General features: G+C 40.4%; 32 protein-coding genes. All 32 read right to left on the bottom strand.

Annotation, left to right across the window (positions count from 1 at the left end; genetic code table 11):
• Positions 1 to 261 precede the first annotated feature (261 nt).
• Positions 262 to 2,928 (bottom strand): alanine--tRNA ligase, encoded by a 2,667-nt coding sequence (alaS, locus tag B5V81_RS04465; protein WP_212112299.1) that lies wholly within the window; start codon positions 2,926 to 2,928, stop codon positions 262 to 264.
• A gap of 193 nt (positions 2,929 to 3,121) precedes the next feature.
• Positions 3,122 to 4,165: a recombinase RecA gene (recA, locus tag B5V81_RS04460; protein WP_039758068.1), complete on the bottom strand. Its 1,044-nt coding sequence runs from the start codon at positions 4,163 to 4,165 to the stop codon at positions 3,122 to 3,124.
• A gap of 973 nt (positions 4,166 to 5,138) precedes the next feature.
• Positions 5,139 to 6,464: a replication-associated recombination protein A gene (locus tag B5V81_RS04455; RefSeq protein ID WP_212112298.1), complete on the bottom strand. Its 1,326-nt coding sequence runs from the start codon at positions 6,462 to 6,464 to the stop codon at positions 5,139 to 5,141.
• An 8-nt stretch (positions 6,465 to 6,472) separates the two neighbouring features.
• Positions 6,473 to 7,867: a DegQ family serine endoprotease gene (locus B5V81_RS04450; RefSeq protein ID WP_212112297.1), complete on the bottom strand. Its 1,395-nt coding sequence runs from the start codon at positions 7,865 to 7,867 to the stop codon at positions 6,473 to 6,475.
• 268 nt (positions 7,868 to 8,135) lie between these two features.
• Positions 8,136 to 8,564, bottom strand: a complete 429-nt coding sequence (rplQ, locus tag B5V81_RS04445) for a 50S ribosomal protein L17 (protein WP_212112296.1) — start codon at positions 8,562 to 8,564, stop codon at positions 8,136 to 8,138.
• Between the two features lie 24 nt (positions 8,565 to 8,588).
• The gene (locus tag B5V81_RS04440; protein WP_212112295.1) at positions 8,589 to 9,602 is read right to left on the bottom strand and encodes a DNA-directed RNA polymerase subunit alpha; all 1,014 of its coding nucleotides are present in this window, start codon (positions 9,600 to 9,602) and stop codon (positions 8,589 to 8,591) included.
• Between the two features lie 95 nt (positions 9,603 to 9,697).
• Positions 9,698 to 10,087 (bottom strand): 30S ribosomal protein S11, encoded by a 390-nt coding sequence (rpsK, locus tag B5V81_RS04435; RefSeq protein ID WP_005773294.1) that lies wholly within the window; start codon positions 10,085 to 10,087, stop codon positions 9,698 to 9,700.
• Between the two features lie 116 nt (positions 10,088 to 10,203).
• Positions 10,204 to 10,572, bottom strand: coding sequence for a 30S ribosomal protein S13 (gene rpsM / locus B5V81_RS04430; protein WP_039758082.1), 369 nt, complete (start codon positions 10,570 to 10,572; stop codon positions 10,204 to 10,206).
• Between the two features lie 180 nt (positions 10,573 to 10,752).
• Complete coding sequence (locus B5V81_RS04425; RefSeq protein WP_212112294.1) at positions 10,753 to 11,331, bottom strand: adenylate kinase; 579 nt, start codon at positions 11,329 to 11,331, stop codon at positions 10,753 to 10,755.
• On the bottom strand, positions 11,328 to 12,674 hold the full coding sequence (gene secY / locus B5V81_RS04420) for a preprotein translocase subunit SecY (protein ID WP_212112293.1): 1,347 nt from the start codon (positions 12,672 to 12,674) through the stop codon (positions 11,328 to 11,330). The genes B5V81_RS04425 and secY overlap by 4 nt, the downstream gene beginning before the upstream one ends.
• 158 nt (positions 12,675 to 12,832) lie before the next feature.
• A complete protein-coding gene (gene rplO, locus B5V81_RS04415) occupies positions 12,833 to 13,300 on the bottom strand; it encodes a 50S ribosomal protein L15 (RefSeq protein WP_212112292.1) in 468 nt (155 codons plus the stop codon).
• Positions 13,301 to 13,320: 20 nt separating this feature from the next.
• Positions 13,321 to 13,527 (bottom strand): 50S ribosomal protein L30, encoded by a 207-nt coding sequence (gene rpmD / locus B5V81_RS04410; protein WP_212112291.1) that lies wholly within the window; start codon positions 13,525 to 13,527, stop codon positions 13,321 to 13,323.
• A gap of 31 nt (positions 13,528 to 13,558) precedes the next feature.
• A complete protein-coding gene (gene rpsE, locus B5V81_RS04405) occupies positions 13,559 to 14,107 on the bottom strand; it encodes a 30S ribosomal protein S5 (protein ID WP_005773287.1) in 549 nt (182 codons plus the stop codon).
• Positions 14,108 to 14,219: 112 nt separating this feature from the next.
• Complete coding sequence (gene rplR / locus B5V81_RS04400; protein ID WP_212112290.1) at positions 14,220 to 14,582, bottom strand: 50S ribosomal protein L18; 363 nt, start codon at positions 14,580 to 14,582, stop codon at positions 14,220 to 14,222.
• Between the two features lie 12 nt (positions 14,583 to 14,594).
• Positions 14,595 to 15,128 carry a 50S ribosomal protein L6 gene (gene rplF / locus B5V81_RS04395; RefSeq protein WP_039758092.1) on the bottom strand — a complete coding sequence of 178 codons (534 nt, stop codon included), beginning with the start codon at positions 15,126 to 15,128 and terminating at the stop codon, positions 14,595 to 14,597.
• Between the two features lie 39 nt (positions 15,129 to 15,167).
• The gene (gene rpsH / locus B5V81_RS04390; RefSeq protein ID WP_212112289.1) at positions 15,168 to 15,566 is read right to left on the bottom strand and encodes a 30S ribosomal protein S8; all 399 of its coding nucleotides are present in this window, start codon (positions 15,564 to 15,566) and stop codon (positions 15,168 to 15,170) included.
• Positions 15,567 to 15,580: 14 nt separating this feature from the next.
• The gene (gene rpsN / locus B5V81_RS04385) at positions 15,581 to 15,886 is read right to left on the bottom strand and encodes a 30S ribosomal protein S14 (protein WP_005773283.1); all 306 of its coding nucleotides are present in this window, start codon (positions 15,884 to 15,886) and stop codon (positions 15,581 to 15,583) included.
• Positions 15,887 to 15,910: 24 nt separating this feature from the next.
• Positions 15,911 to 16,468, bottom strand: coding sequence for a 50S ribosomal protein L5 (gene rplE, locus B5V81_RS04380; RefSeq protein WP_212112288.1), 558 nt, complete (start codon positions 16,466 to 16,468; stop codon positions 15,911 to 15,913).
• Positions 16,461 to 16,775 (bottom strand): 50S ribosomal protein L24, encoded by a 315-nt coding sequence (gene rplX, locus B5V81_RS04375; RefSeq protein WP_212112287.1) that lies wholly within the window; start codon positions 16,773 to 16,775, stop codon positions 16,461 to 16,463. Before rplX ends, rplE begins: the two co-directional genes overlap by 8 nt.
• A gap of 12 nt (positions 16,776 to 16,787) precedes the next feature.
• Positions 16,788 to 17,156, bottom strand: a complete 369-nt coding sequence (rplN, locus tag B5V81_RS04370) for a 50S ribosomal protein L14 (RefSeq protein ID WP_004855715.1) — start codon at positions 17,154 to 17,156, stop codon at positions 16,788 to 16,790.
• A gap of 142 nt (positions 17,157 to 17,298) precedes the next feature.
• Positions 17,299 to 17,538 (bottom strand): 30S ribosomal protein S17, encoded by a 240-nt coding sequence (gene rpsQ, locus B5V81_RS04365; protein WP_012231991.1) that lies wholly within the window; start codon positions 17,536 to 17,538, stop codon positions 17,299 to 17,301.
• A gap of 11 nt (positions 17,539 to 17,549) precedes the next feature.
• Positions 17,550 to 17,750: a 50S ribosomal protein L29 gene (gene rpmC / locus B5V81_RS04360; RefSeq protein WP_120100732.1), complete on the bottom strand. Its 201-nt coding sequence runs from the start codon at positions 17,748 to 17,750 to the stop codon at positions 17,550 to 17,552.
• A gap of 12 nt (positions 17,751 to 17,762) precedes the next feature.
• Positions 17,763 to 18,176 (bottom strand): 50S ribosomal protein L16, encoded by a 414-nt coding sequence (rplP, locus tag B5V81_RS04355; protein WP_005773276.1) that lies wholly within the window; start codon positions 18,174 to 18,176, stop codon positions 17,763 to 17,765.
• A gap of 36 nt (positions 18,177 to 18,212) precedes the next feature.
• A complete protein-coding gene (rpsC, locus tag B5V81_RS04350; RefSeq protein WP_005773275.1) occupies positions 18,213 to 18,923 on the bottom strand; it encodes a 30S ribosomal protein S3 in 711 nt (236 codons plus the stop codon).
• The gene (rplV, locus tag B5V81_RS04345) at positions 18,923 to 19,312 is read right to left on the bottom strand and encodes a 50S ribosomal protein L22 (RefSeq protein WP_212112286.1); all 390 of its coding nucleotides are present in this window, start codon (positions 19,310 to 19,312) and stop codon (positions 18,923 to 18,925) included. Before rplV ends, rpsC begins: the two co-directional genes overlap by 1 nt.
• A 2-nt stretch (positions 19,313 to 19,314) precedes the next feature.
• A complete protein-coding gene (gene rpsS / locus B5V81_RS04340; protein ID WP_004855734.1) occupies positions 19,315 to 19,593 on the bottom strand; it encodes a 30S ribosomal protein S19 in 279 nt (92 codons plus the stop codon).
• A 15-nt stretch (positions 19,594 to 19,608) separates the two neighbouring features.
• Positions 19,609 to 20,442 (bottom strand): 50S ribosomal protein L2, encoded by an 834-nt coding sequence (gene rplB, locus B5V81_RS04335; protein ID WP_039758106.1) that lies wholly within the window; start codon positions 20,440 to 20,442, stop codon positions 19,609 to 19,611.
• A gap of 21 nt (positions 20,443 to 20,463) precedes the next feature.
• Positions 20,464 to 20,757 (bottom strand): 50S ribosomal protein L23, encoded by a 294-nt coding sequence (locus B5V81_RS04330; protein ID WP_212112285.1) that lies wholly within the window; start codon positions 20,755 to 20,757, stop codon positions 20,464 to 20,466.
• Positions 20,754 to 21,374: a 50S ribosomal protein L4 gene (rplD, locus tag B5V81_RS04325; protein WP_212112284.1), complete on the bottom strand. Its 621-nt coding sequence runs from the start codon at positions 21,372 to 21,374 to the stop codon at positions 20,754 to 20,756. The genes B5V81_RS04330 and rplD overlap by 4 nt, the downstream gene beginning before the upstream one ends.
• Before the next feature lie 2 nt (positions 21,375 to 21,376).
• Positions 21,377 to 22,114, bottom strand: a complete 738-nt coding sequence (gene rplC / locus B5V81_RS04320) for a 50S ribosomal protein L3 (RefSeq protein WP_039758110.1) — start codon at positions 22,112 to 22,114, stop codon at positions 21,377 to 21,379.
• A 27-nt stretch (positions 22,115 to 22,141) separates the two neighbouring features.
• Positions 22,142 to 22,450, bottom strand: a complete 309-nt coding sequence (gene rpsJ, locus B5V81_RS04315) for a 30S ribosomal protein S10 (RefSeq protein WP_005773267.1) — start codon at positions 22,448 to 22,450, stop codon at positions 22,142 to 22,144.
• Positions 22,451 to 22,512: 62 nt separating this feature from the next.
• Positions 22,513 to 22,768: EF-Tu C-terminal domain-related protein (locus B5V81_RS04310; RefSeq protein ID WP_500676360.1), on the bottom strand; the 256-nt coding region annotated here is incomplete at its 5' end.

Below are 22,768 nucleotides of genomic sequence, written 5' to 3'. Positions count from 1 at the left end.
GAGATGTTTCTTTTAAAATCAATAGAGTAGATACTATTCTTCATGAAAGATATGATCGATCTAGCTCATAAACAAAAGCAACGAAGCACCGCACAATCATCTCGCTAACGAACACTATTTCTTTATCTTTACGATTTTATCTCTCTCAATGAGACTGTATTTGCATTTCAGCCAAGACACCACCAAACAGATATTCGTAATTCTTAAACGCTCATCTAACATAAAAACGTAAAAAACACTTATGAGAAAAGATTTTATTTTTTAAGTTTTTTCAAGAAAATCTTTTAGTGCTGCAAAGGCCTCATCAGCTTTGTTCCCATCAGGACCACCAGCCTGCGCCATATCAGGACGGCCACCTCCACCTTGACCACCAAGCATACTTGAAAGAATACGAACGAGATCAACAGCATTTAATTTATCCGTTAAATCATCCGTAACACCAACAACGGCACTCCCCTTGCCATCTTCTGAAACGGTAATAAAAGCAACGACCCCAGACCCAATCTGTTTTTTTCCAGAATCAACAAGTGCTTTAAGATCCCTTGGTAAAATATTTTTAACAATGCGTCCCATAAAAGAAAGTCCATTGATAATAATAATATCACCTTGACCACTTTCTGTTATTCCCCCACTCAACACCATTTTTTTGCGTACATCATTCAACTCTTTTTCAAGTTTACGACGATCATCAAGCAAAACTCTCACCCGTTCTTCTAAATCAGAAGAAGACGTTTTTAAAAGATCAGCGATTTCATGAATACGCTCATCTTGGCGACACAGATAAAGACGCGCTGCTGCACCTGTTAAAGCTTCAATCCGACGGACTCCAGCTGAAACTGAACTTTCAGAAACAATATAAATTAAACCAATATCACCTGTTCTTTCCACATGTGTCCCTCCACAAAGCTCAATGGACCAATACTTTTTTAATTCTTCCTGCTCAAGTGGCATCCCCATAGAAACAACACGAACTTCATCACCATATTTTTCCCCAAAGAGTGCCATTGCCCCCTCAGAAATTGCGTCATCGATAGCCATGAGACGTGTTATCACTTTACTATTTCGCAAAACAATCTCATTGGCTAAATCTTCGATTTTTTTCAATTCTTCCAAAGAAACAGATTTTGGATGAGAAAAATCAAAACGCAGCCGTTCCGGCGACACAAGAGAGCCCTTTTGAGTCACATGAGATCCCAATACTTGACGTAAAGCCTCATGTAACAAATGAGTAGCTGAATGGTTTGCACGAATTTTTTTACGACGAACAACATCAACGGTTAATTGCACACAATCAGATGTCTTGGCATAACCAGATTTAACTTTTCCAAGATGAATAAAAACCCCATCAGCCTTTTTCTGAGTATCATGCACTTCAAAAATAAAATTTTCACCAGAAATGATACCGTTATCACCAATTTGCCCACCAGATTCACAATAAAAAGGAGTCTGATTGAGCACAAGAATAGCTTTCTGCCCTGCAGAAACCTCATCAACAATTTTACCATCACACACAAGCGCCGTGAGGATACCTTCAGCTTGTTCTGTCTCATAACCTAAAAATTCTGTAGCGCCTACCTGATCACGAACAGAAAACCAAATCGTCTCCGTCACTGCTTCACCTGAACCAGACCAATGAGCACGCGCTTCCTCTTTCTGGCGTTCCATCGCTTTATCAAAAGTATCAACATCAACGGATATTCCACGACGCCGAAGCACATCTTGCGTCAAATCAAGTGGAAAACCATAGGTATCATAAAGCTTGAAAGCAACTTCACCATTTAAATGATCTCCTTCCTTAAGCTGAGCACTTTCTTCATTTAACAACCCCAGTCCTCGCTCAAGCGTTTTACGAAACCGCATTTCTTCTAATTTCAAAATTTCTGAAATCAAAGATTCAGCCCTTACCAATTCGGGATAAGCTTGTCCCATTTCGCGGATGAGAGCAGGCAAAAGCTGCCACATTAAAGGCTCTTTAGCACCAAGAAGATGTGCATGACGCATAGCACGACGCATAATGCGACGTAAAACATATCCTCTTCCTTCATTGGAAGGAAGAACACCATCCGCAATCAAAAATGCAGATGAGCGAAGATGATCAGCAATAACACGATGGCTTGCAATAAAATCACCCTTTGCCTTAATTCCTGTAATTTCTTCTGACGCTCTAATTAATGCACGAAAAAGATCAATGTCATAATTATCATGAACACCCTGTAAAACCGCAGCAATACGCTCTAACCCCATACCGGTATCGATAGAAGGGTGAGGTAAATCAACACGCTCTTCCTTAGAAAGCTGCTCATACTGCATAAAAACAAGATTCCAAATCTCAATAAAGCGATCACCATCTTCTTCTATACTTCCAGGAGGACCACCCCAAATTTTATCACCATGATCATAAAAAATCTCCGAACAGGGACCACAAGGCCCTGTATCGCCCATCGCCCAAAAATTATCAGCTGTCGCGATACGAACGATTTTTTTATCTGGAAGACCTGAAATTTTACGCCATAATTCAGCAGCAACATCATCACTTTGATAAACAGTTACCAACAATTTATCTTTTGGTAGGGAAAATTCTTTTGTTAAAAGATCCCATGATAAAAAAATAGCCTCTTCTTTGAAATAATCACCGAAAGAAAAATTACCCAGCATTTCAAAAAATGTATGATGGCGCGCCGTGTAACCAACATTATCAAGATCATTATGTTTTCCACCCGCCCGAACACATTTTTGTGCCGTTGTAGCCTTTTTATAAGGAGGCTGTTCAAGTCCAGTAAAAACATTTTTAAACTGCACCATCCCTGCATTTGTAAACATAAGTGTAGGATCATTACGTGGAACAAGTGGACTAGAAGAAAGAACTTTATGCCCATTACGATCAAAATAATCCAAAAATGTTGATCGGATATTATTAACACTATTCATATATACACCTGCAGAATACCGCATAAAATCATAAAAGCCCCCTTTCATTAAATATTCTCTTTGCCACGCATGGCGTCAATTTAATCAAAGAATGGAATATTTGTTCAAAAAAATTGAGAAAAAATGGCCGTATATTAAAAATAAAAACAGAAAAAATATTAAATAAAAAAATTATAGCTGAAAAAACGCTTCATCAGATAGCTTCATCGCTTTCTATATTTTCTGATCCTGCATTTTCTAACAATTCAATCGCAATCAAACCAGCATTTTGACGCAAAGCTGTTTCAATTTCTGCAGCTATCTCTGCATGTTCGCGTAAAAACTGCTTTGCATTTTCGCGTCCCTGTCCTAAACGTTGAGAATTATAAGAAAACCACGAGCCAGATTTTTCCACAATACCAACCTTGACTCCCAAATCGATCAACTCGCCTAGCTTGGAAATACCTTCTCCATAAATAATATCAAACTCAACTTGTTTGAAGGGAGGAGCCAACTTATTCTTGACCACTTTAACACGCGTTTGATTGCCAACAATCATATCCCGATCTTTAATAGACCCGATACGACGAATATCCAAACGAACAGAAGCGTAAAACTTTAAAGCATTTCCCCCAGTTGTTGTTTCAGGCGAACCAAACATCACACCAATTTTCATGCGAATTTGATTAATAAAGATCACCATACAGTTAGAGCGAAAAATAGAAGCCGTGAGTTTTCTCAAAGCTTTACTCATCAATCGTGCTTGTAATCCTGGTAAAGCATCCCCCATTTCACCATCAATTTCTGCTCGCGGTGTTAAAGCGGCGACAGAATCCACAACAAGCACATCAACAGCACCAGAACGAACCAACGTCTCCGTAATTTCCAATGCCTGTTCACCAGTATCTGGCTGAGAAATGAACAAGTTCTCTAAATCAACACCAAGCTTACGCGCATAAATAGGATCAAGCGCATGCTCTGCATCAATAAAAGCACAAATCCCACCGCTTTTTTGTGCCTCAGCAATGGCATGGAGAGCTAATGTTGTTTTTCCAGAACTTTCTGGCCCATAAATCTCAACAATACGCCCCTTTGGTAATCCACCAATCCCTAAAGCAATATCCAAGGATAATGACCCTGTTGGAACTGTTTCAATTTCAACAACTTGCTCTTTTTGCCCAAGACGCATAATCGAGCCTTTACCAAAAGAACGTTCAATTTGTGAGAGAGCAGCATCGAGAGCTTTTGTTTTATCCACGATTACATCCTTGACCGATTCATAATAATCTAACACTTAAAGTTTATACTGTACTTTTAATTGAACTAAAGCCTTGAGTTTAGATTTTCAAAGGCTATTTTCATCTCTATCCTTACGTTATGTCTATAATATATCATGACTATCAAAATAAAGAATTAGCACTCCTTATCTTATGACGCATACATAGACTTCAAACAAAATAATACTTCTATAGGAAAGCAAGTTAACACATTTATCTCTCTCGAGAAAAGCAACAATTTAAATTTCAACACAATGTTTAACCTTTTTCTTTCCCTCTTTGGTAAGCTCCCTAAGAAAAAACTCTTCCCTTAAATCACCCACAACACATCATCAATCAAAACCATCCCCTATTACATCAAAGAACAGAATACCTTTGTATTTGTATATTCACGCACCTGTTTGAAACGGCTATCTTTCAACCCTCATCCCCCCATATCGCGATAACGCCCGTAAATGGTATACTGTAAAATTCATTGAGCACGAACATCTTTACGCTTAGAACAGCCCAGCATCAACATCTTTACAGCATTACCCACTTTTTCATCCCCCAATAGTGCCACAATTTTCGACACTTAAAACGATTCATTAAGAGTCATTTTTAGTTTTTTCTTGGACAGTTTTTATTACAGGTTAATCACCCTTGCAACATACAAGGAATAGTTTTGATTGATTAGATTGGAATGAGATAAATACGGTATTGGAGATCTTATTCAACATAAAAAACAGTGACAAACACTATAAATTGATATTTTAATCAAATAATAAAACAACTTTAAGACTTGAATGACAGATTTTTTTAAATTTGAATCCATAAAAAGATATGCGTTTTGAACATATCAAAAAAATTGCTCTAACGAGCAATGCAATAAATATTTAAAATATAAACTAAATTGTTCATACCATGATATGAGAGGTAAAAAATAAATCCAAGATCAATAAAGCGTGTTTTACCTCAAATTTTATTGCTGTTTTTACGCTTTTGACGCAATTGTCTCCACCATTCAAGACGTTTCACAATTTCACGCTCAAATCCACGCTCAACAGGTTTATAATAACTCTGTCGCCCAAGTTTTTCGGGAAAATATTCTTGTCCTGAAAAAGCATCTGGTTCATCATGATCATAACAATAACCATCTCCATACCCTTCTTCCTTCATCAATTTCGTCGGTGCATTAAGTATATGTTTAGGAGGCGGTAAAGAACCATTTTCGCGTGCACACCGCAGTGCTGCTTTATACGCGAGATATGTCGCATTTGACTTTGGTGCAGTTGCAACATAAAGACACGCCTGTGCCAAAGCCAATTCTCCTTCTGGTGACCCTAAATAATCATAAGCATCTTTTGCCGCATTACAAATGACAAGAGCTTGAGGATCCGCCAAACCAACATCTTCAACAGCCATACGAACCAATCTTCGCCCAATATAGAGAGGATCTTCACCAGCATCCAACATACGTGCTAAATAATAAAGCGCTGCATCAGGATCAGAGCCACGAACAGATTTATGCAACGCTGAAATGAGATTATAATGTCCATCTCGTCCTTTATCATAAATGGGTGCACGACGCTGAATAACTTTTTGCAAAGCAGCAGCATCAAGAATTTCTCCCGAGCGCACAACAGACCAAATTTCCTCTGCTAATGTTAATGCGACCCGTGCATCACCATCAGACATTCCTATCAAAACGTCTCTGGCACCATCATCCAAGGGAAGACACTTTCCTTCCACCTCTTCAGCACGCTTCAAAAGCATGCCTAAACTTTCATAATCATGAGAAAAAAATGTTAAAACCCGTGCACGCGAAAGAAGAGCAGCATTAAGTTCAAAAGAAGGGTTTTCAGTTGTTGCCCCGATAAGTACCACCATACCATCTTCCATCACAGGAAGAAAACTATCCTGTTGTGCACGATTAAACCGATGAATTTCATCAACAAAAAGAAGCGTTTTATCCCCCGCCATAAAACGCCTCTGTGCAAGTTCAAAAATTTTTTTAAGTTCAGAAACACCTGTAAAAATAGCAGAAACTTGTTCAAACGCGAAATTTGTTTCACGTGCTAACAAACGTGCAACGGTTGTTTTTCCCGTCCCTGGAGGTCCCCAAAAAATCATCGATCCAATTGAGCCAGCCGCCACCATCCGTGAAAGCAAACCATCTTCTCCAATTAAATGCTTTTGTCCTACAACTTCATTAAGAGAACAAGGACGCATTCTTTCTGCAAGCGGCTGATTTTTATTAACTTTAGGATCAAATGACGAAGTAAAAAAATCTTTCTTCAAAAAAAACCTCAGCGAATAAATTGGCGAATATACATACCATCACGTTCATATTCCAATTGCCAAGTACGCGAACGCGTTTGCATAAGAACCTTTTTCAACTGATGAACTGTTTGAATCTTATAGCCATTTACAACACGTAAGATATCTCCAGGCCGAAAAATTCCAGAAGCATTGCTCATTTCATCAAGATGAGTAATTACAACACCTTTTGCCGATATAGGAAGATGAAAACGTTGACTATTCTGCGGTGTTAAATCTAACACTTCGGCACCAGCAAGAGGATTGTCACCCGTAATTTTTTCAGATTTTAAAAGTGCAGTTTCCGATATTGATGCAACCGTTATTTGTGTTTTTAAAGTTTTGCCATTTCGTAAATATTCTAAAGCAAGACTATGACCAACATCAGCCGTCATCAAACGATACCCAAGGCTATCTGGACTATCAACGCGCACCCCCTGTATACTCAAAATAACATCACCTACTTTCAAGCCGGCTTTTTCAGCAGGACTGTCTTTAATAACTTCAACAATAAGAGCACCATAGGGATGTTCTAAACCTAAACCACCAGCAATATCGGGTGTAACATTTTGAAAGGATGCCCCAATATAAGGTGGTACAAAATATTTTCCACCGCGTTTAACAGTAGCAAGCATCACTTTTACAAGGTTAACTGGAATAGCAAACCCAATCCCTACAGAACCACCGGAACGCGAATAAATAGCCGTATTAATTCCAATTAATTGACCTTTCATATCAATTAAAGCTCCACCAGAATTTCCTGGATTAATGGCAGCATCTGTTTGAATAAAAAAGTCAAAATCGGAAATCCCAACACGTGTACGCGCTTGCGCTGAAACAATACCACTTGTAACTGTTTGACCAACACCAAAAGGATTACCAATAGCCAAAACAAGATCACCAACTTCAACAGTATCAGAATCTCCTAAAGAAAGAACAGAAAACTGAGTATCTTTCGCATCAACTTCAAGAATGGCAATGTCCGTCGCTTCATCTTTGAGCACGACCTTACTCTCAAACTCGCGCCCATCAGAAAAAGCCACTTTAATTTCGCTTGCATCTTTAATGACGTGATAATTTGTAACAATCAAACCACGTGCATCAACAATCACTCCTGATCCTAATGATGATTGCTTACGGACAGGAAAATTATTTTGCAAACGACCAAAAAATTGCTCAAAAAATGGATCCCCCTCAAAAGGTGATCGCGCTCTAATTTGTCGAGCAGCATAAATATTTACAACAGATGGAACTGTCTTTTTAACTAAAGGAGCAAATGAAAGAGTGATCTCTTTTTGTGTTTGAGGGACATGAGCATAGATATGATCAAACGATATCAGCATCATAATCGCAAAAAAAAGCTGCACCCAAAAAGAATACCTCATAATCCACTCCTTATAAAACAAGCCCATTCTGTTGAAGATTCATAGAATTTTAAAAAAGCATCCCCGCAAATGAAGGATCTCCATTAATATTTCATAATAGAGAATAAAAACAACCCATTTAAACAATAAATATTATAAAAATCAAATAATTCAATATCCTATAATTTTCTCTCACCATCTATTTCTCCAGTAAAACAAACTTAAAAATACGCATAAAAAAAACCGCCTAAGACAAGGCGGCCTTTAAAAATCCAGTAAAATAAAAAACTTATAAGGATGTTCCCTTTTCATTTTCTGAAGATTCGATACGGGCACGATCCCCAGCTCCCTTCGCCTCAACATCACGATCAACAAATTCTATAACAGCCATGGGCGCATTATCACCGGTACGAAACCCTGCTTTCATAATACGCAAATACCCACCGTTGCGCGATGCATAACGCGGTGCAAGTGTATCAAACAACTTCGCAACTTTCCCTGTATCACGAAGTGCTGCAATTGCTTGTCGACGCGCATGCAAACCACCACGTTTACCAAGAGTAACAAGTTTTTCAACAATAGGACGAATTTCTTTAGCCTTTGGAAGTGTTGTCACAATCTGCTCATGCTCGATCAACGAAGTTGCCATATTTGCAAACATCGCTTTACGGTGACTGGCAGTCCGATTCAACTTGCGGCCTGACTTACTATGGCGCATAAGCCCTCTCCTTAAATTCTAATTTCAATATTGATCTTCATAGCGTTTAGCAAGATCATCAATGTTTTCAGGCGGCCATGCAGGAATTTCCATTCCAAGATGCAACCCCATACACGCCAAAACTTCTTTAATCTCATTCAATGACTTACGACCAAAATTTGGTGTCCGAAGCATTTCAGATTCTGTTTTTTGAATAAGATCACCAATATAAACAATATTATCATTCTTAAGACAATTTGCCGAACGAACAGAAAGCTCTAATTCATCCACTTTTTTGAGAAGTGCAGGATTAAAGGAAAGCTCAGAATCCGCCTCCTCAACAGGCTCCTTCTGTGGCTCTTCAAAGTTAATAAATAACGATAATTGATCCTGAAGAATACGTGCGGCAAAAGCAACAGCATCTTCTCCATTAACAGCACCATTCGTTTCAATCGTTAACGTCAATTTATCATAATCAAGAACTTGACCTTCACGTGTATTTTCCACTTTATAAGACACTTTACGAATTGGTGAATAAAGACTATCAATCGGAATAAGTCCTATACGACCATCATCAACACAATTACGATCAGATGGAACATATCCTTTTCCTGTGTTGACAATAAATTCCATACGAATTTCAGCATCTTCATCAAGGGTACAGATAACATGATCTGGGTTGAGAATTTCCATATCCCCCACGGTATTGATATCCCCCGCTCTCACAACACCAGGCCCCTCTTTATAAACGACGAGACGTTTAGGTCCTTCTTCTTCCATACGAAGTGCAATTTCTTTTATATTCAGAATAATATCTGTAACATCTTCACGAACACCTGGAATCGATGAAAATTCATGCAAGACACCATCAATCTGTACGGCAGTAATAGCAGCACCGCGAAGCGAAGATAATAACACACGACGAAGGGCATTCCCTAATGTCAAGCCAAATCCCCGCTCAAGAGGCTCAGCAATGACACTTATAACATTTGGATTATCATGCGCACATGATTCAACCTTATTGGGTTTAATAAGTTCCTGCCAGTTTTTCTGGATCATATTTTTATTCCCGTTCTTTAGTTCCGTTACCATTCAATCGTAACGACCAATGTGAACATCAGAGAAATCTCCGATAACAAAAAAATAACACCCAATTAAACACGCCGCCTTTTCCGAGGACGACATCCATTATGAGGGATCGGTGTTACATCACGAATAGAAGTAATGACAAAACCAACAGATTGCAACGCACGTAGAGCAGATTCACGCCCTGCCCCAGGACCACAAACTTCAACTTCCAAAGAACGCATACCATGTTCTTGTGCTTTTCTCGCACAATCTTCCGCAGCAACTTGAGCAGCAAAAGGTGTCGATTTACGCGCCCCTTTAAATCCCTGAGCACCAGCAGATGACCACGCTATCGCATTCCCCTGAGCATCAGTAATCGTAATCATTGTATTGTTAAATGTCGAGTTGATATGCACAACACCCGATGAAATATTCTTACGTTCGCGACGACGAACACGTGTGGCTTCCTTGGCCATAATTTTCCTTCCAATGATCTCATCACTGCCGTAATATCAGCAGCTCCACCTTCTTTTCCTTGTCAAACTGACCTCAAAAAGAAACAAAATATATAAAAAACCTCTCACAAAGATTCTTATTTCTTCTTACCAGCGATTGCCTTAGCAGGTCCTTTACGCGTACGAGCATTCGTATGTGTACGCTGTCCTCGGACAGGTAAAGACCGACGATGACGCAATCCACGATAACAACCAAGGTCCATCAAACGCTTAACATTCATAGCAACTTCACGACGAAGATCACCTTCAACTTGATATCCCTGATCTATCGCCTCACGAATCTGCAGCACTTCGGCATCTGAAAGCTCATGCACACGACGCCCCATGGGAATGCCAACCTTTTCAATAATTTCTTGAGCAAATTTTGGTCCAATCCCGTGGATATACTGAAGCGCAATAATTACACGCTTATTTGTCGGGATATTGACGCCAGCAATACGAGCCACGCCTACTCTCCTTAGTTATGTTGACAAATTGTTATAAAATACCTGATGTACCTTACAGAAAAAAACAGACTCAGAACAAAAACCTTCCGAATCCACCCATTTAACTGAAATAAATTAAAGTTGTTTGTGATAGATTTTATCTCAAAAGTCAACTCTTTTCATTTCCTTCTCAAAAAAATCTTATGAAAGAAGCCCCTTAATCATACGTGCCACTTCAGCAACACCAATCATTCCATCAATGACCTTTAACATTCCCCTCTCTGAATAAAATTTTGATAAGGGGAATGTTTTTTCACGATATTCTATTAATCTTTTTGTAAAAGCAACAGGGTTATCATCTAAACGAATCTCTCCCCCAGCCGCCACTGTCTCCTGAACACGTTTTTTCATACGTTCAATCAATGCGTCTTCATCAACACACAACTCAATAACAGCATCAAGGTGCATATTTTTTGACTCAAGTATTTGTTCTAATGCTTCTGCCTGTCCTACAGTCCTTGGATATCCATCCAAAATAAAACCGTTTATACAATCAGTTTCATCAATTCGATCTGAAACGATCTGATTGACAATATCATCAGGAACCAAAGCACCAGAACTTATAATAGATTTAGCTTTTTTACCAACTTCCGTTTCTTTGGCGATAACTTCACGCAACATATCCCCTGTTGATAAATGAGGAATATTATATTCCTCAGTTAACATTTTAGCTTGCGTCCCTTTCCCTGCTCCAGGAGGACCTAAAAGAACCACCCTCATCGATTTCTTCGACCTCCACGAAGTTTTGATTTTTTTATCAACCCTTCATATTGGTGTGCAACAAGATGTCCTTGGATTTGAGCAACCGTATCAAGAGTAACAGTCACAACAATCAACAAAGACGTCCCCCCAAGATAAAAAGGAACTTTGAATGCAGATATCATAAATTCAGGCAATAAACAAACTAAGATAATATAAAGAGCGCCCACAACAGTAATACGCGTCAAAACATAATCAATATATTCCGCTGTACGCTCACCTGGACGAATTCCTGGAATAAAACCAGAATGTTTTTTCAACTGATCTGCAGTATCCGTTGGATTAAACACAATAGCCGTATAAAAAAAGCAAAAAAACGCCATTAAAAATGCGTAGATAACCATATAAAGTGGCTGTCCATGACCAAGAGAATAAGAAATAGCCTGAACCCATTGCGGCATTTTATCAGAAAAATTATTAATAGTGGCGGGTAATAACAATAAAGATGAAGCAAAAATAGGCGGAATGACACCAGCAGTATTCAACTTTAAAGGAAGATGTGACATATCACCTTGAAACATTTGATTACCAACCTGACGTTTTGGGTACTGAATAAGAATTCTCCGCTGTGCGCGTTCTATAAAAACAATAAGCCCGATAACCAAAACAGCAATAAGGACAATGACTATTAAAAGGAAAGTTGATAAATCAGCTTGACTATGCGCAGTCAAAAGCTGAGCAAAAGTAGAAGGTAAGTTGGCTACGATCCCTGTAAAAATGATAAGAGAAACTCCATTACCAACACCGCGTGATGTAATTTGCTCACCAAGCCACATGAGAAACATTGTCCCACCAACAAGTGTAATAACAGAGGAGATACGGAACATGAGACCTGGTTCTACAACAATTTGAAGGCCTGTCCCTATACCACTTTCAAGCGCAACGGCAATACCAAAGGCTTGGAGAATTGCCAATACGACTGTTACATAACGCGTATATTGATTAATAACCTTACGACCTACCTCCCCCTCTTTTTTAAGAGTCTCCAAAGAAGGAATAATAGATGTTAACAATTGTACAATAATAGATGCAGATATATAAGGCATAATACCCAAGGCAAAAATTGCCATACGCCCAACGGCGCCTCCAGCAAACATATTAAAGAGTCCTAAGACACCTGATGCATGATGTTCAAAAGTTTGCCGTAAAGCATCAATATTAATACCTGGAAGAGAAATATAAGTGCCGAAACGGTAGACAAGAAGCGCCGCTAAAGTAAACCAAATGCGTTTCTTTAATTCAGTTGCCCGCGAAAAGGTACCGAAGTTTATATTGGAAGCAAATTGCTCTGCTGCTGATGCCATAAAACGTCTCCACTTCACACTCCAGTTCTTTAAATCACAGAAGTATCCTAAAATTTATCTCTTTATACACAAATAATTGCAGAACTTAAACAATTCTCCACAAAATATTCAAAAGAATAGATGTTCATCTTCCCTAAATCATAACAGATAACAAAAAATTATCCAACAACTTCAGGAAAAACAACCTGACCACCCAATTTTTCAATCTTAACACGAGCTGCTTGTGAAGCACCAGAAACATGAAAAGTCATCTTAGCTTTCAAATCACCATCAGAAAGAAGACGAACCCCATCTTTCTCGCGACGAATAATACCAGCCTCTTTCAAAGCAATCATATCAACAGGCTTTTCAATATTCAATTTACCAGCATCAACGGCCAACTGAATACGTCCCAGTGAAACTTCATTGTAGGTTTTAGAAAAGAAATTTTTAAATCCGCGTTTTGGTAAACGACGATAGATAGGCATTTGCCCACCTTCAAAACCATTAAGGGAAACACCAGAACGAGATTTTTGCCCTTTTACACCGCGACCACCAGTCTTGCCAGTACCCGAACCAATACCACGTCCAACACGCTTACGATTTTTTGTTGCACCTTCACAATCACGTAGTTCATTGAGTTTCATATCTAATACTCCTGCAACCCTTAATCTTCATCTATAATACGAACAAGATGCCGAACCTGAGCAATCATACCCCGTACACAAAGTGTATCTTCTAAAACACGCCGACGACGCATTTTATTGAGTCCAAGCCCCTTCAAAGTTGCACGTTGAATCTGTGAGTTCCGAATAGGGCTTCCAATTTGCTCCACCGTCACAGTCTTACCACTCTGAGATTTTTTCTGAACCATTTCCTAATTCCTTTTCTGACAATCTCAGAAACTACCCTTCTACATCGACTAAATGGCGACGACGTGCCTGCAAAGTCGAATATTTTATACCACGCTGAGCAGCAATATCTCTCGGATGCATTTGATGTTTCAATGCATCAAATGTTGCACGAACCATGTTATAAGGATTTGATGATCCTAGCGATTTTGCAACAACATCCTGCATACCAAGAGCTTCAAAAATAGCACGCATCGGTCCCCCAGCAATAATACCAGTACCAGCAGATGCAGAACGGAGCAATACACGCCCAGCTCCGTGACGACCTTCAAGATCATGATGCAATGTACGTCCAGACCGAAGTGGAACATAAATCATCCCACGCTTTGCAGATTCTGTTGCTTTACGAACAGCTTCCGGAACTTCACGGGCTTTACCATGTCCAAAACCTACACGCCCCTTTTGATCTCCAACCACAACAAGAGCAGCAAAACCAAAACGCCGACCACCCTTTACAACTTTAGCAACACGATTAATATGAACGAGCCGATCAACAAACTCATTATCGCGTTCTTCTCTCTCACCACGTTCTTTTTGTGCCATTCCTCATTCCTTTTTCTTTTCCGGAAGCACGATAACAAAGCTCCTCATTAAACCAGAAGAACTTAAACGAAATACTCTAAAGTATTCTTACTCATCCATAAGTTAAGAAACTTTAAAATTTCAAGCCACCTTCACGAGCAGCTTCAGCCAAAGCTTTGACACGACCATGGTATACATAAGCTCCACGATCAAAAACCACTTCATGAACACCAGCTTGCTTTGCACGCTCAGCAATTAACTTACCAACAGCAAAAGCGGCTTCTTTATCAGCACCACTTTTTAATGATTTTTTCAAGTCATTTTCAAGAGTAGAAGCTGAAACAAGTGTACATCCCCGTAAATCATCAATAACCTGCGCATAGATGTTCTGATTTGAACGATAAACGCTAAGCCGCGGACGATCATGAGAAACTATCTTGATTCTACGACGAACACGTCTTGCACGACGCTGGATAATGTCCTTAGATGAAACCATAATACAAAATCCTTATTTCTTTTTACCTTCTTTACGGAAGATACGTTCATCTGCATGCTTAACACCTTTACCTTTATAAGGCTCAGGCCTACGATACTCGCGAATCTCCGCTGCAACTTGTCCAACTTGCTGTTTATCAATTCCAGAAATAACAATCTCTGTAGGCTTAGGAACAGTTACAGTAACACCCGATGGAACTTTATAAACCACATCATGCGAAAAACCTAGAGATAGCTGAATATCCTTACCCTGTAAAGCAGCACGATAACCAACCCCATTGATCTCTAATCTTTTTTCAAAACCATCTTTTACACCACAAAAAATATTCTCAATCATTGAGCGCGACATACCCCATTTAGAGCGTGCATCTTTTGATTGATCCCGCGGCATAACTGATATGACATTTTCCTCGAATTTAACTAAAACTTCATCATTAACGACATAACTTAGCTCACCTTTTGGACCTTTTGCCTTAACCAGCTGACCTTCAACAGTAGCAGTAACCCCAGAAGGAATTGAAATGGGTTTTTTTCCAATACGAGACATTGTTCTAACCTACTTTTTCTTCCGTTTTCTTGACATACTTTAGAAAACACGACAAAGGAGTTCTCCACCAACATTTTGTTCACGCGCTTCATGATCAGCCATAACGCCTTTAGGAGTCGACAAAACCGAAATCCCTAAACCATTTGCCACCTGTGGAAGTGACTTAGCAGAAACATACACACGACGACCAGGTTTGGACACACGTGAAATCTCACGAATAGCAGCCATTCCTTCAAAATACTTCAATTCAATTTCAAGTTCAGCTTTCCCATCACCTAAATCAACTTGATTATAGCCGCGAATATAACCTTCCGACTGAAGAACATCAAGAACATGCGCACGAAGCTTTGAAGCTGGAGTAACTACCTTGTCTTTTTTGCGACCAAGAGCATTACGGATACGTGTTAACATATCACCAAGAGGATCTGACATAGACATTAAATAATCTCCTCTTACCAACTAGACTTTACGATGCCAGGAATATGGCCAATAGAACCAAGTTCACGCAATGCGATCCGTGACATTTTTAACTTACGATAATAAGCCCTCGGACGACCTGAAACCTCACAGCGATTACGAATACGAACTTTCGAAGAATTACGTGGTAATTCTGCCAATTGAACAGAAGCTTTAAAACGTTCTTCAAGAGAAACCTTCTGATCCATAACGATTGCTTTCAAACGCGCACGACGTGCAGCATAACGCTTCACCATCACCTCACGACGCTTATTTTTTTCAACGGCACTTACTTTGGCCATAATTTCACCTCGCTACATTTGCCGTTACGAGCGAAAAGGAAAATTAAAAGCACGTAATAATTCACGCGCTTCATTATCCGTTTTTGCTGTCGTACAAACGATAATATCCATGCCCCAGATTTGATCAACTTTATCATAGTTAATTTCTGGAAACACAATGTGTTCTTTAATACCCATAGCAAAATTGCCACGACCATCAAAACTTTTTGGATTTAAACCGCGAAAGTCACGAACCCGCGGAAGAGCAATCGTAACAAGACGATCTAAAAACTCAAACATCCGGTCTTTACGCAATGTCACTTTAGCCCCAAGAGGCATTCCTTCACGAACTTTAAAGGTTGCTATAGAATTACGCGCACGGGTAACAACTGCCTTCTGACCCGTTATGAGTCCTAAATCCTCAGCAGCAAGGGAAGGTTTCTTTGAATCAGCAGTTGCCTCACCTATCCCCATATTAATTACAATTTTATCAATCCGCGGAATTTGCATCGCATTTTTGTAATTAAACTTCTCTTGAAGCGCTTTACGAATCACTTCAAAATAATGCGCTTTCATACGCGGTATTTGTCTTTCCTCAGCCATTAATCAACTCTCCCGAACGCTTGGCATAACGTACCTTATTACCATCTGCATTCATACGAAAGCCTACGCGTGTAGGCTTACCATCTTTAGGATCAGCAATCGCCAAATTAGACAGATGAATCGGAGCTTCTTTAGAAATAATCCCAGCTTCTTGCTTCTGCGTTTGACGTTGATGACGTTTAATCATATTAATTCCACGAACAAAAGCCTTATTCTCTTTCGGACTAACCTTAATTACTTCACCACTACACCCTTTATCCTTACCGGATAAAACAACAACCTTATCACCTTTTCGAATCTTCTGCATAATATTAACTCCTTACAGCACTTCAGGAGCGAGCGAGATGATCTTCATATGATTCCTCCCACGCAATTCACGGGGAACAGGTCCAAAGATACGCGTACCAATCGGCTCTTTTTTGTTATCCACTAAAACCGCAGCATTACTATCAAAACGAATGACACTACCATCTGCGCGACGAATATCCTTAGCAGTACGAACCACAACAGCTTTCATAACATCACCCTTTTTAACACGGCCACGAGGAATAGCATCCTTAACCGAAACAACAATAATGTCACCGACCGAAGCATATTTACGCTTTGAACCACCTAACACCTTGATGCACATGACACGACGAGCACCAGAATTATCAGCAACGTCGAGGTTTGTTTGCATCTGAATCATGACTGGCCACCTTTTCTTAACATATATATCCGCTTGTATCTTTTATACATTCGGATTTGCCTGCCAAATAACGATAAAGTCATTGTTTCAAATTTACCAAAGAAAAACCACTGTTAAATTCTAAAACAATAAACTTAACTCATTACGCTACATTGTCTTTTACAACAATCCAACATTTATCTTTCGAAATTGGTCTCGATTCTTGAATAGAAACTTGATCCCCAATCTTGAATTGGTTGTTTTCATCATGCGCTTTATAATTTTTAGACTGCCGAACAGTCTTCTTAAGAAGCGGATGAGAATAACGACGCTCAACTTTGACAACGACAGTCTTATCGCTTTTGTCGCTAATAACAACACCCTGCAAAACGCGTTTAGGCATCTCTTATTTCCTTAAACCTTACTTTCACTTAATTTTTGACGAAGAAAAGTCTTAATACGCGCAATATCACGACGAACTTGTCTAACACGTGCAGTCTTTTCTAATTGACCTGTTGCTTTTTGAAAGCGCAAATTAAATTGCTCTTTCTTTAATTTAGCCAATTCATCTTTCATTTGGTCGAGCGTTTGCGCCCGTAATTCTCTGGCTCTCATCGCTTAACCTCTTTATTCCGCAATACGCTGAATGAAACGCGTTTTTATAGGCAGCTTTGCAGCGCCCAACCTTAGTGCTTCACGTGCAACATCTTCAGGAACCCCATCAAGCTCAAACATGACGCGCCCAGGAGCAACACGTGCTGCCCAATAATCAACACTTCCCTTACCTTTACCCATACGAACTTCAGTCGGTTTAGATGTAACCGGAAGATCTGGAAAAATACGAATCCATACACGACCAGAACGTTTCATATAACGTGTAATTGCACGACGCGCCGCTTCAATTTGACGAGCAGTAACCCGCTCCGGCTCAACAGCCTTCAAACCGTAGGCACCGAAATTCAAATCCGTACCACCCTTCGCAACACCGTGAATACGGCCCTTGAACTGCTTACGGAACTTTGTGCGCTTTGGCTGCAACATTGTTCTCTACTCCAAATTTTAGTTTAATCTCAAAAACTAAGCATTTTCGCGGCGACGATTCGATGAAGAACCAGATTGATCAGCTTCCGTAGCACGACGTTCTGAAGCCATCGGATCATGTTCAAGAATCTCACCCTTAAAGACCCAAACTTTAATACCACAAATACCGTAAGCGGTCTTCGCTTCTGCTGTACCGTAATCGACATCAGAACGCAAGGTATGAAGTGGAACACGACCTTCACGATACCATTCCATACGAGCAATTTCAGCACCGCCAAGACGACCAGAGCAATTGATACGAATACCTTCCGCACCAAGACGCATAGCAGACTGAACAGCACGCTTCATTGCACGACGGAAAGCAACACGACGCTCCAACTGTTGAGCAATCGATTGCGCAATAATCGTAGCATCAATCTCTGGCTTACGAATCTCCACAATATTCAATGAAGTTTCAGCATTGGTCATTTCTGAAAGCTTACGACGAAGCTTCTCAATATCAGCACCTTTTTTACCGATAATCAAACCAGGACGTGCAGAATGAATTGTAACACGACATTTTTTATGAGGACGTTCAATAACAACCTTAGAAATAGCCGCCTGCTTAAGCTCTTCAAGAACATATGAACGAATTTTCAAATCTTCATGAAGAAGACGTCCATATTCACCACTATCAGCATACCAACGAGAATCCCAAGTCCGATTAACACCAAGACGAAGTCCTATTGGATTGATCTTCTGACCCATTACGCGGCCTCCACTTTTTCGCTAAGTTCACGAACAATAACAGTAAGATGTGAAAATGGACGCTCAATTCGACTAGCACGCCCGCGACCACGAACATGAAAACGTTTCATCACGATCGACTTACCAACATAAGCCTCTGCCACAATAAGCGAATCAATATCAAGATCGTGGTTATTCTCTGCATTTGCAATCGCTGATTCAAGCGTTTTTTTCACAGTCGCAGCAATACGTTTGCGCGAAAACGTCAAATCAGCAAGCGCCACATTAACTCTTTTACCGCGAATCATTGCAGCAACTAAATTAAGCTTCTGCGGACTAACACGAATTGTTCGTGTGACAGCTTTTGCTTCATTGTCTTTAAGCTGGCGCGGAACCTTAGCTTTTCCCATTCCTACTTCCTCTTCGCTTTTTTATCGGCACCATGACCATAATAAGTCCGGGTAGGAGCGAACTCACCAAACTTATGCCCAACCATCTCTTCAGAAACAGAAACAGGAATATGCTTATTGCCGTTGTAAACACCAAAAGTTAAACCAACAAATTGCGGCAAAATAGTAGAGCGACGACTCCATATTTTTATAACTTCATTGCGCCCACTTGCACGTACCTTCTCTGCTTTACCAAGAAGATAGCCGTCAACAAACGGACCTTTCCAAACTGAACGAACCACTTCAGACTACCTTTCTTACTTTTTGCGCTGATGACGCGTACGCATAATAAACTTATCAGTGGCTTTATTAGAGCGCGTACGCTTACCTTTCGTAGGCTTACCCCAAGGAGACACTGGATGCCGCCCCCCTGATGTACGACCTTCACCACCACCGTGCGGATGATCAACAGGATTCATAGCAACACCACGAACATGTGGACGCTTACCACGCCATCGTGACCGACCGGCCTTACCATCATTAATATTCCCATGATCAGGATTTGAAACAGCACCAACAGTTGCAAAACAGCTGCTAGAAACCAAACGCTGCTCACCAGAATTTAAACGAAGAATAGCCATACCATGATCTCGTCCAACCAACTGCGCATAAGCACCGGCTGAACGTGCAATCTGCCCCCCTTTTCCCGGCTTCATTTCAACATTATGAATAATCGTACCGACAGGCATATTGCCAAGAGGCATGGCATTTCCTGGTTTAACATCAACATTTGAACCAGCAATAATAGAATCACCCACAGCAAGACGCTGTGGTGCGAGAATATAACTTAATTGCCCATCTTCATAGCGAATTAAAGCAATAAAAGCAGTACGATTAGGATCATACTCTAAACGCTCAACTTTCGCTGAAACATCACGCTTAAGACGCTTAAAGTCGACAAACCGATAGCTTCGTTTATGACCACCACCCTGAAAACGAGCAGTAACACGACCTCGATTATTCCGTCCACCCTTTGAAGACAGACCTTCAGTCAACATCTTTACAGGTTTTCCCTTATAAAGACAAGAACGTTCCACAATGACAAGCTGACGCTGCCCAGGTGTTGTTGGATTAAATTGCTTAAGTGCCATTATTCCTATCTCCGAGCCTCTTTAAAGACCTGTCGAAACGTCGATAGTCTGACCACTGGCCAGAGTTACGATCGCTTTTTTGACATCACTCTGCCGACCAACAATACCCTTGAAACGTTTCACTTTGCCCTTACGGACCATCGTGTTAACTGCTTTAACTTTTACGCTAAAAAGCGCCTCAACAGCAGCCTTAATTTCAGGTTTCGTCGCTTTCGGCGCGACATTAAAAGCAACTTGATTATATTCAGAAATCATAGTCGACTTTTCAGTAATAACTGGACTAATAATTACATCATAATGGCGAAGATCTGTCATTTAAAACGCTCCTCAAGAGCCTCAACAGCTGCCTTTGATAAAACAAGTTTGCTGCGACGCAAAATATCATAAACATTAATTCCCTGAATGGGCAAAACATCAATATTAGGAATATTCGATGCTGCACGAAAAAAGTTAATATCAATCTCCTTACCACCAATCAAGAGAGCATTATTAAACCCAAGCTTAGAAAAATGAGAAACAAGATTTTTCGTTTTAGCATCCTTAACAGTCAACTCATCCACAACAATTAAATCTTTTGCTTTTAATTTTGCAGATAAAGCAAGACGCAATCCAAGGGCACGAATCTTTTTAGGAAGATCATGCGCATGGCTACGAAACACCGGCCCATGTGCTTTACCTCCACCTCGAAACTGTGGTGCACGTGCAGATGAATGGCGAGCACGCCCAGTTCCCTTTTGCTTAAACATCTTTGCCCCCGTTCGTGACACATCAGAACGCCCTTGTGATTGATGGGTCCCCTGTTGACGACGTGCAAGCTGCCAACGAACAACGCGCTGTAAAATATCCTCACGCGGAACAAGATCAAAGATAGATTCAGAAACCTTTAATTTACCGGCTTCATTACCATCAAGAGTTTTAATTACAAGATCCATTATTAGGCTCCCTCAACTTCAGAGGTTTCCGTCACCGGAGTAACCATTTCCGTTTTCTCCTTCACAAGACGGCGAATGCCAGCAGGCTTTGGAGCATTATCAGGAAGAGGTTTCTTCACGGCATCTCTCACCAAAATCCAAGACCCCTTAGAGCCAGAAACAGCACCACGCACTAAAATCAAACCACGCTCAATATCAGTGGAAACAACTTCAATATTTTGTGTTGTTACACGCACCTGCCCCATATGGCCAGCCATTTTTTTCCCTTTAAAAACTTTACCAGGATCTTGGCACTGCCCCGTAGAACCATGAGCACGATGTGTGATCGAATTACCATGAGAAGCGCGGTGCCCACCAAAGTTATGCCGTTTCATAACACCGGCAAATCCCTTACCAATACTGGTACCAGTCACATCAACGCGCTGTCCTGGAACAAAATGTTCCACTGTAATCTCAGTACCGATATCAAGGAGATTATCGGGGCTCACACGAAACTCTGCTATCTTAGCTTTAGGCTCAACAGAAGCCTTAGCAAAGTGCCCACGAAGAGCTTGTGAAGTATTCTTAACCTTAGCAAAGCCTACACCTAATTGAACAGCAGTATAACCATTCTTTTCAACTGTACGCTGAGCAACGACTTGACAATTCTCCAAACGAAGTACTGTCACCGGCACATGCTCTCCAGCATCATTATAAATACGGGTCATGCCCAGCTTCTGTGCTATTACACCTGAACGCATCGGGTCTGTTCCTTCTGTCCTCAAACCTCAGAGCTTAATTTCCACATCCACACCAGCAGAAAGATCGAGCTTCATAAGCGCGTCCACTGTTTGAGGCGTTGGATCAACAATATCAAGAAGACGTTTATGCGTACGCATTTCAAACTGCTCACGGCTCTTCTTATCGATATGCGGTCCACGATTGACCGTAAATTTCTCAATCCGCGTCGGAAGCGGAATGGGACCACGGACATTTGCACCGGTCCGTTTAGCAGTCGATACAATCTCACGCGTCGACGTATCAAGAATTCTATGATCAAACGCTTTTAAGCGAATGCGAATATTTTGACTGTTCATGCTCTTTATTTCCCTGTCATATAAAGCGCCTTCAATAATTAAAGGCGCTTAACAAGCATTATTTATTCAATGATCTTAGAGACGATACCGGCACCAACAGTACGACCACCTTCACGAATAGCAAAACGAAGCTTCTCTTCCATCGCTATTGGCACAATCAGAGACACATCCATCGCAACATTATCGCCTGGCATAACCATCTCTGTTCCTTCTGGAAGCGTAACAATACCTGTAACATCCGTCGTACGGAAGTAAAACTGAGGACGATAATTCGTGAAAAAGGGCGTATGACGACCTCCTTCATCTTTCGTCAAAATG

The organism is Bartonella queenslandensis, from assembly GCF_018155095.1.
Classification (GTDB): Bacteria; Pseudomonadota; Alphaproteobacteria; order Rhizobiales; family Rhizobiaceae; genus Bartonella; species Bartonella queenslandensis_B.
Note: the sequence above shows the minus strand (reverse complement) of the source record. Positions and strands in the feature narration are given on the sequence as shown.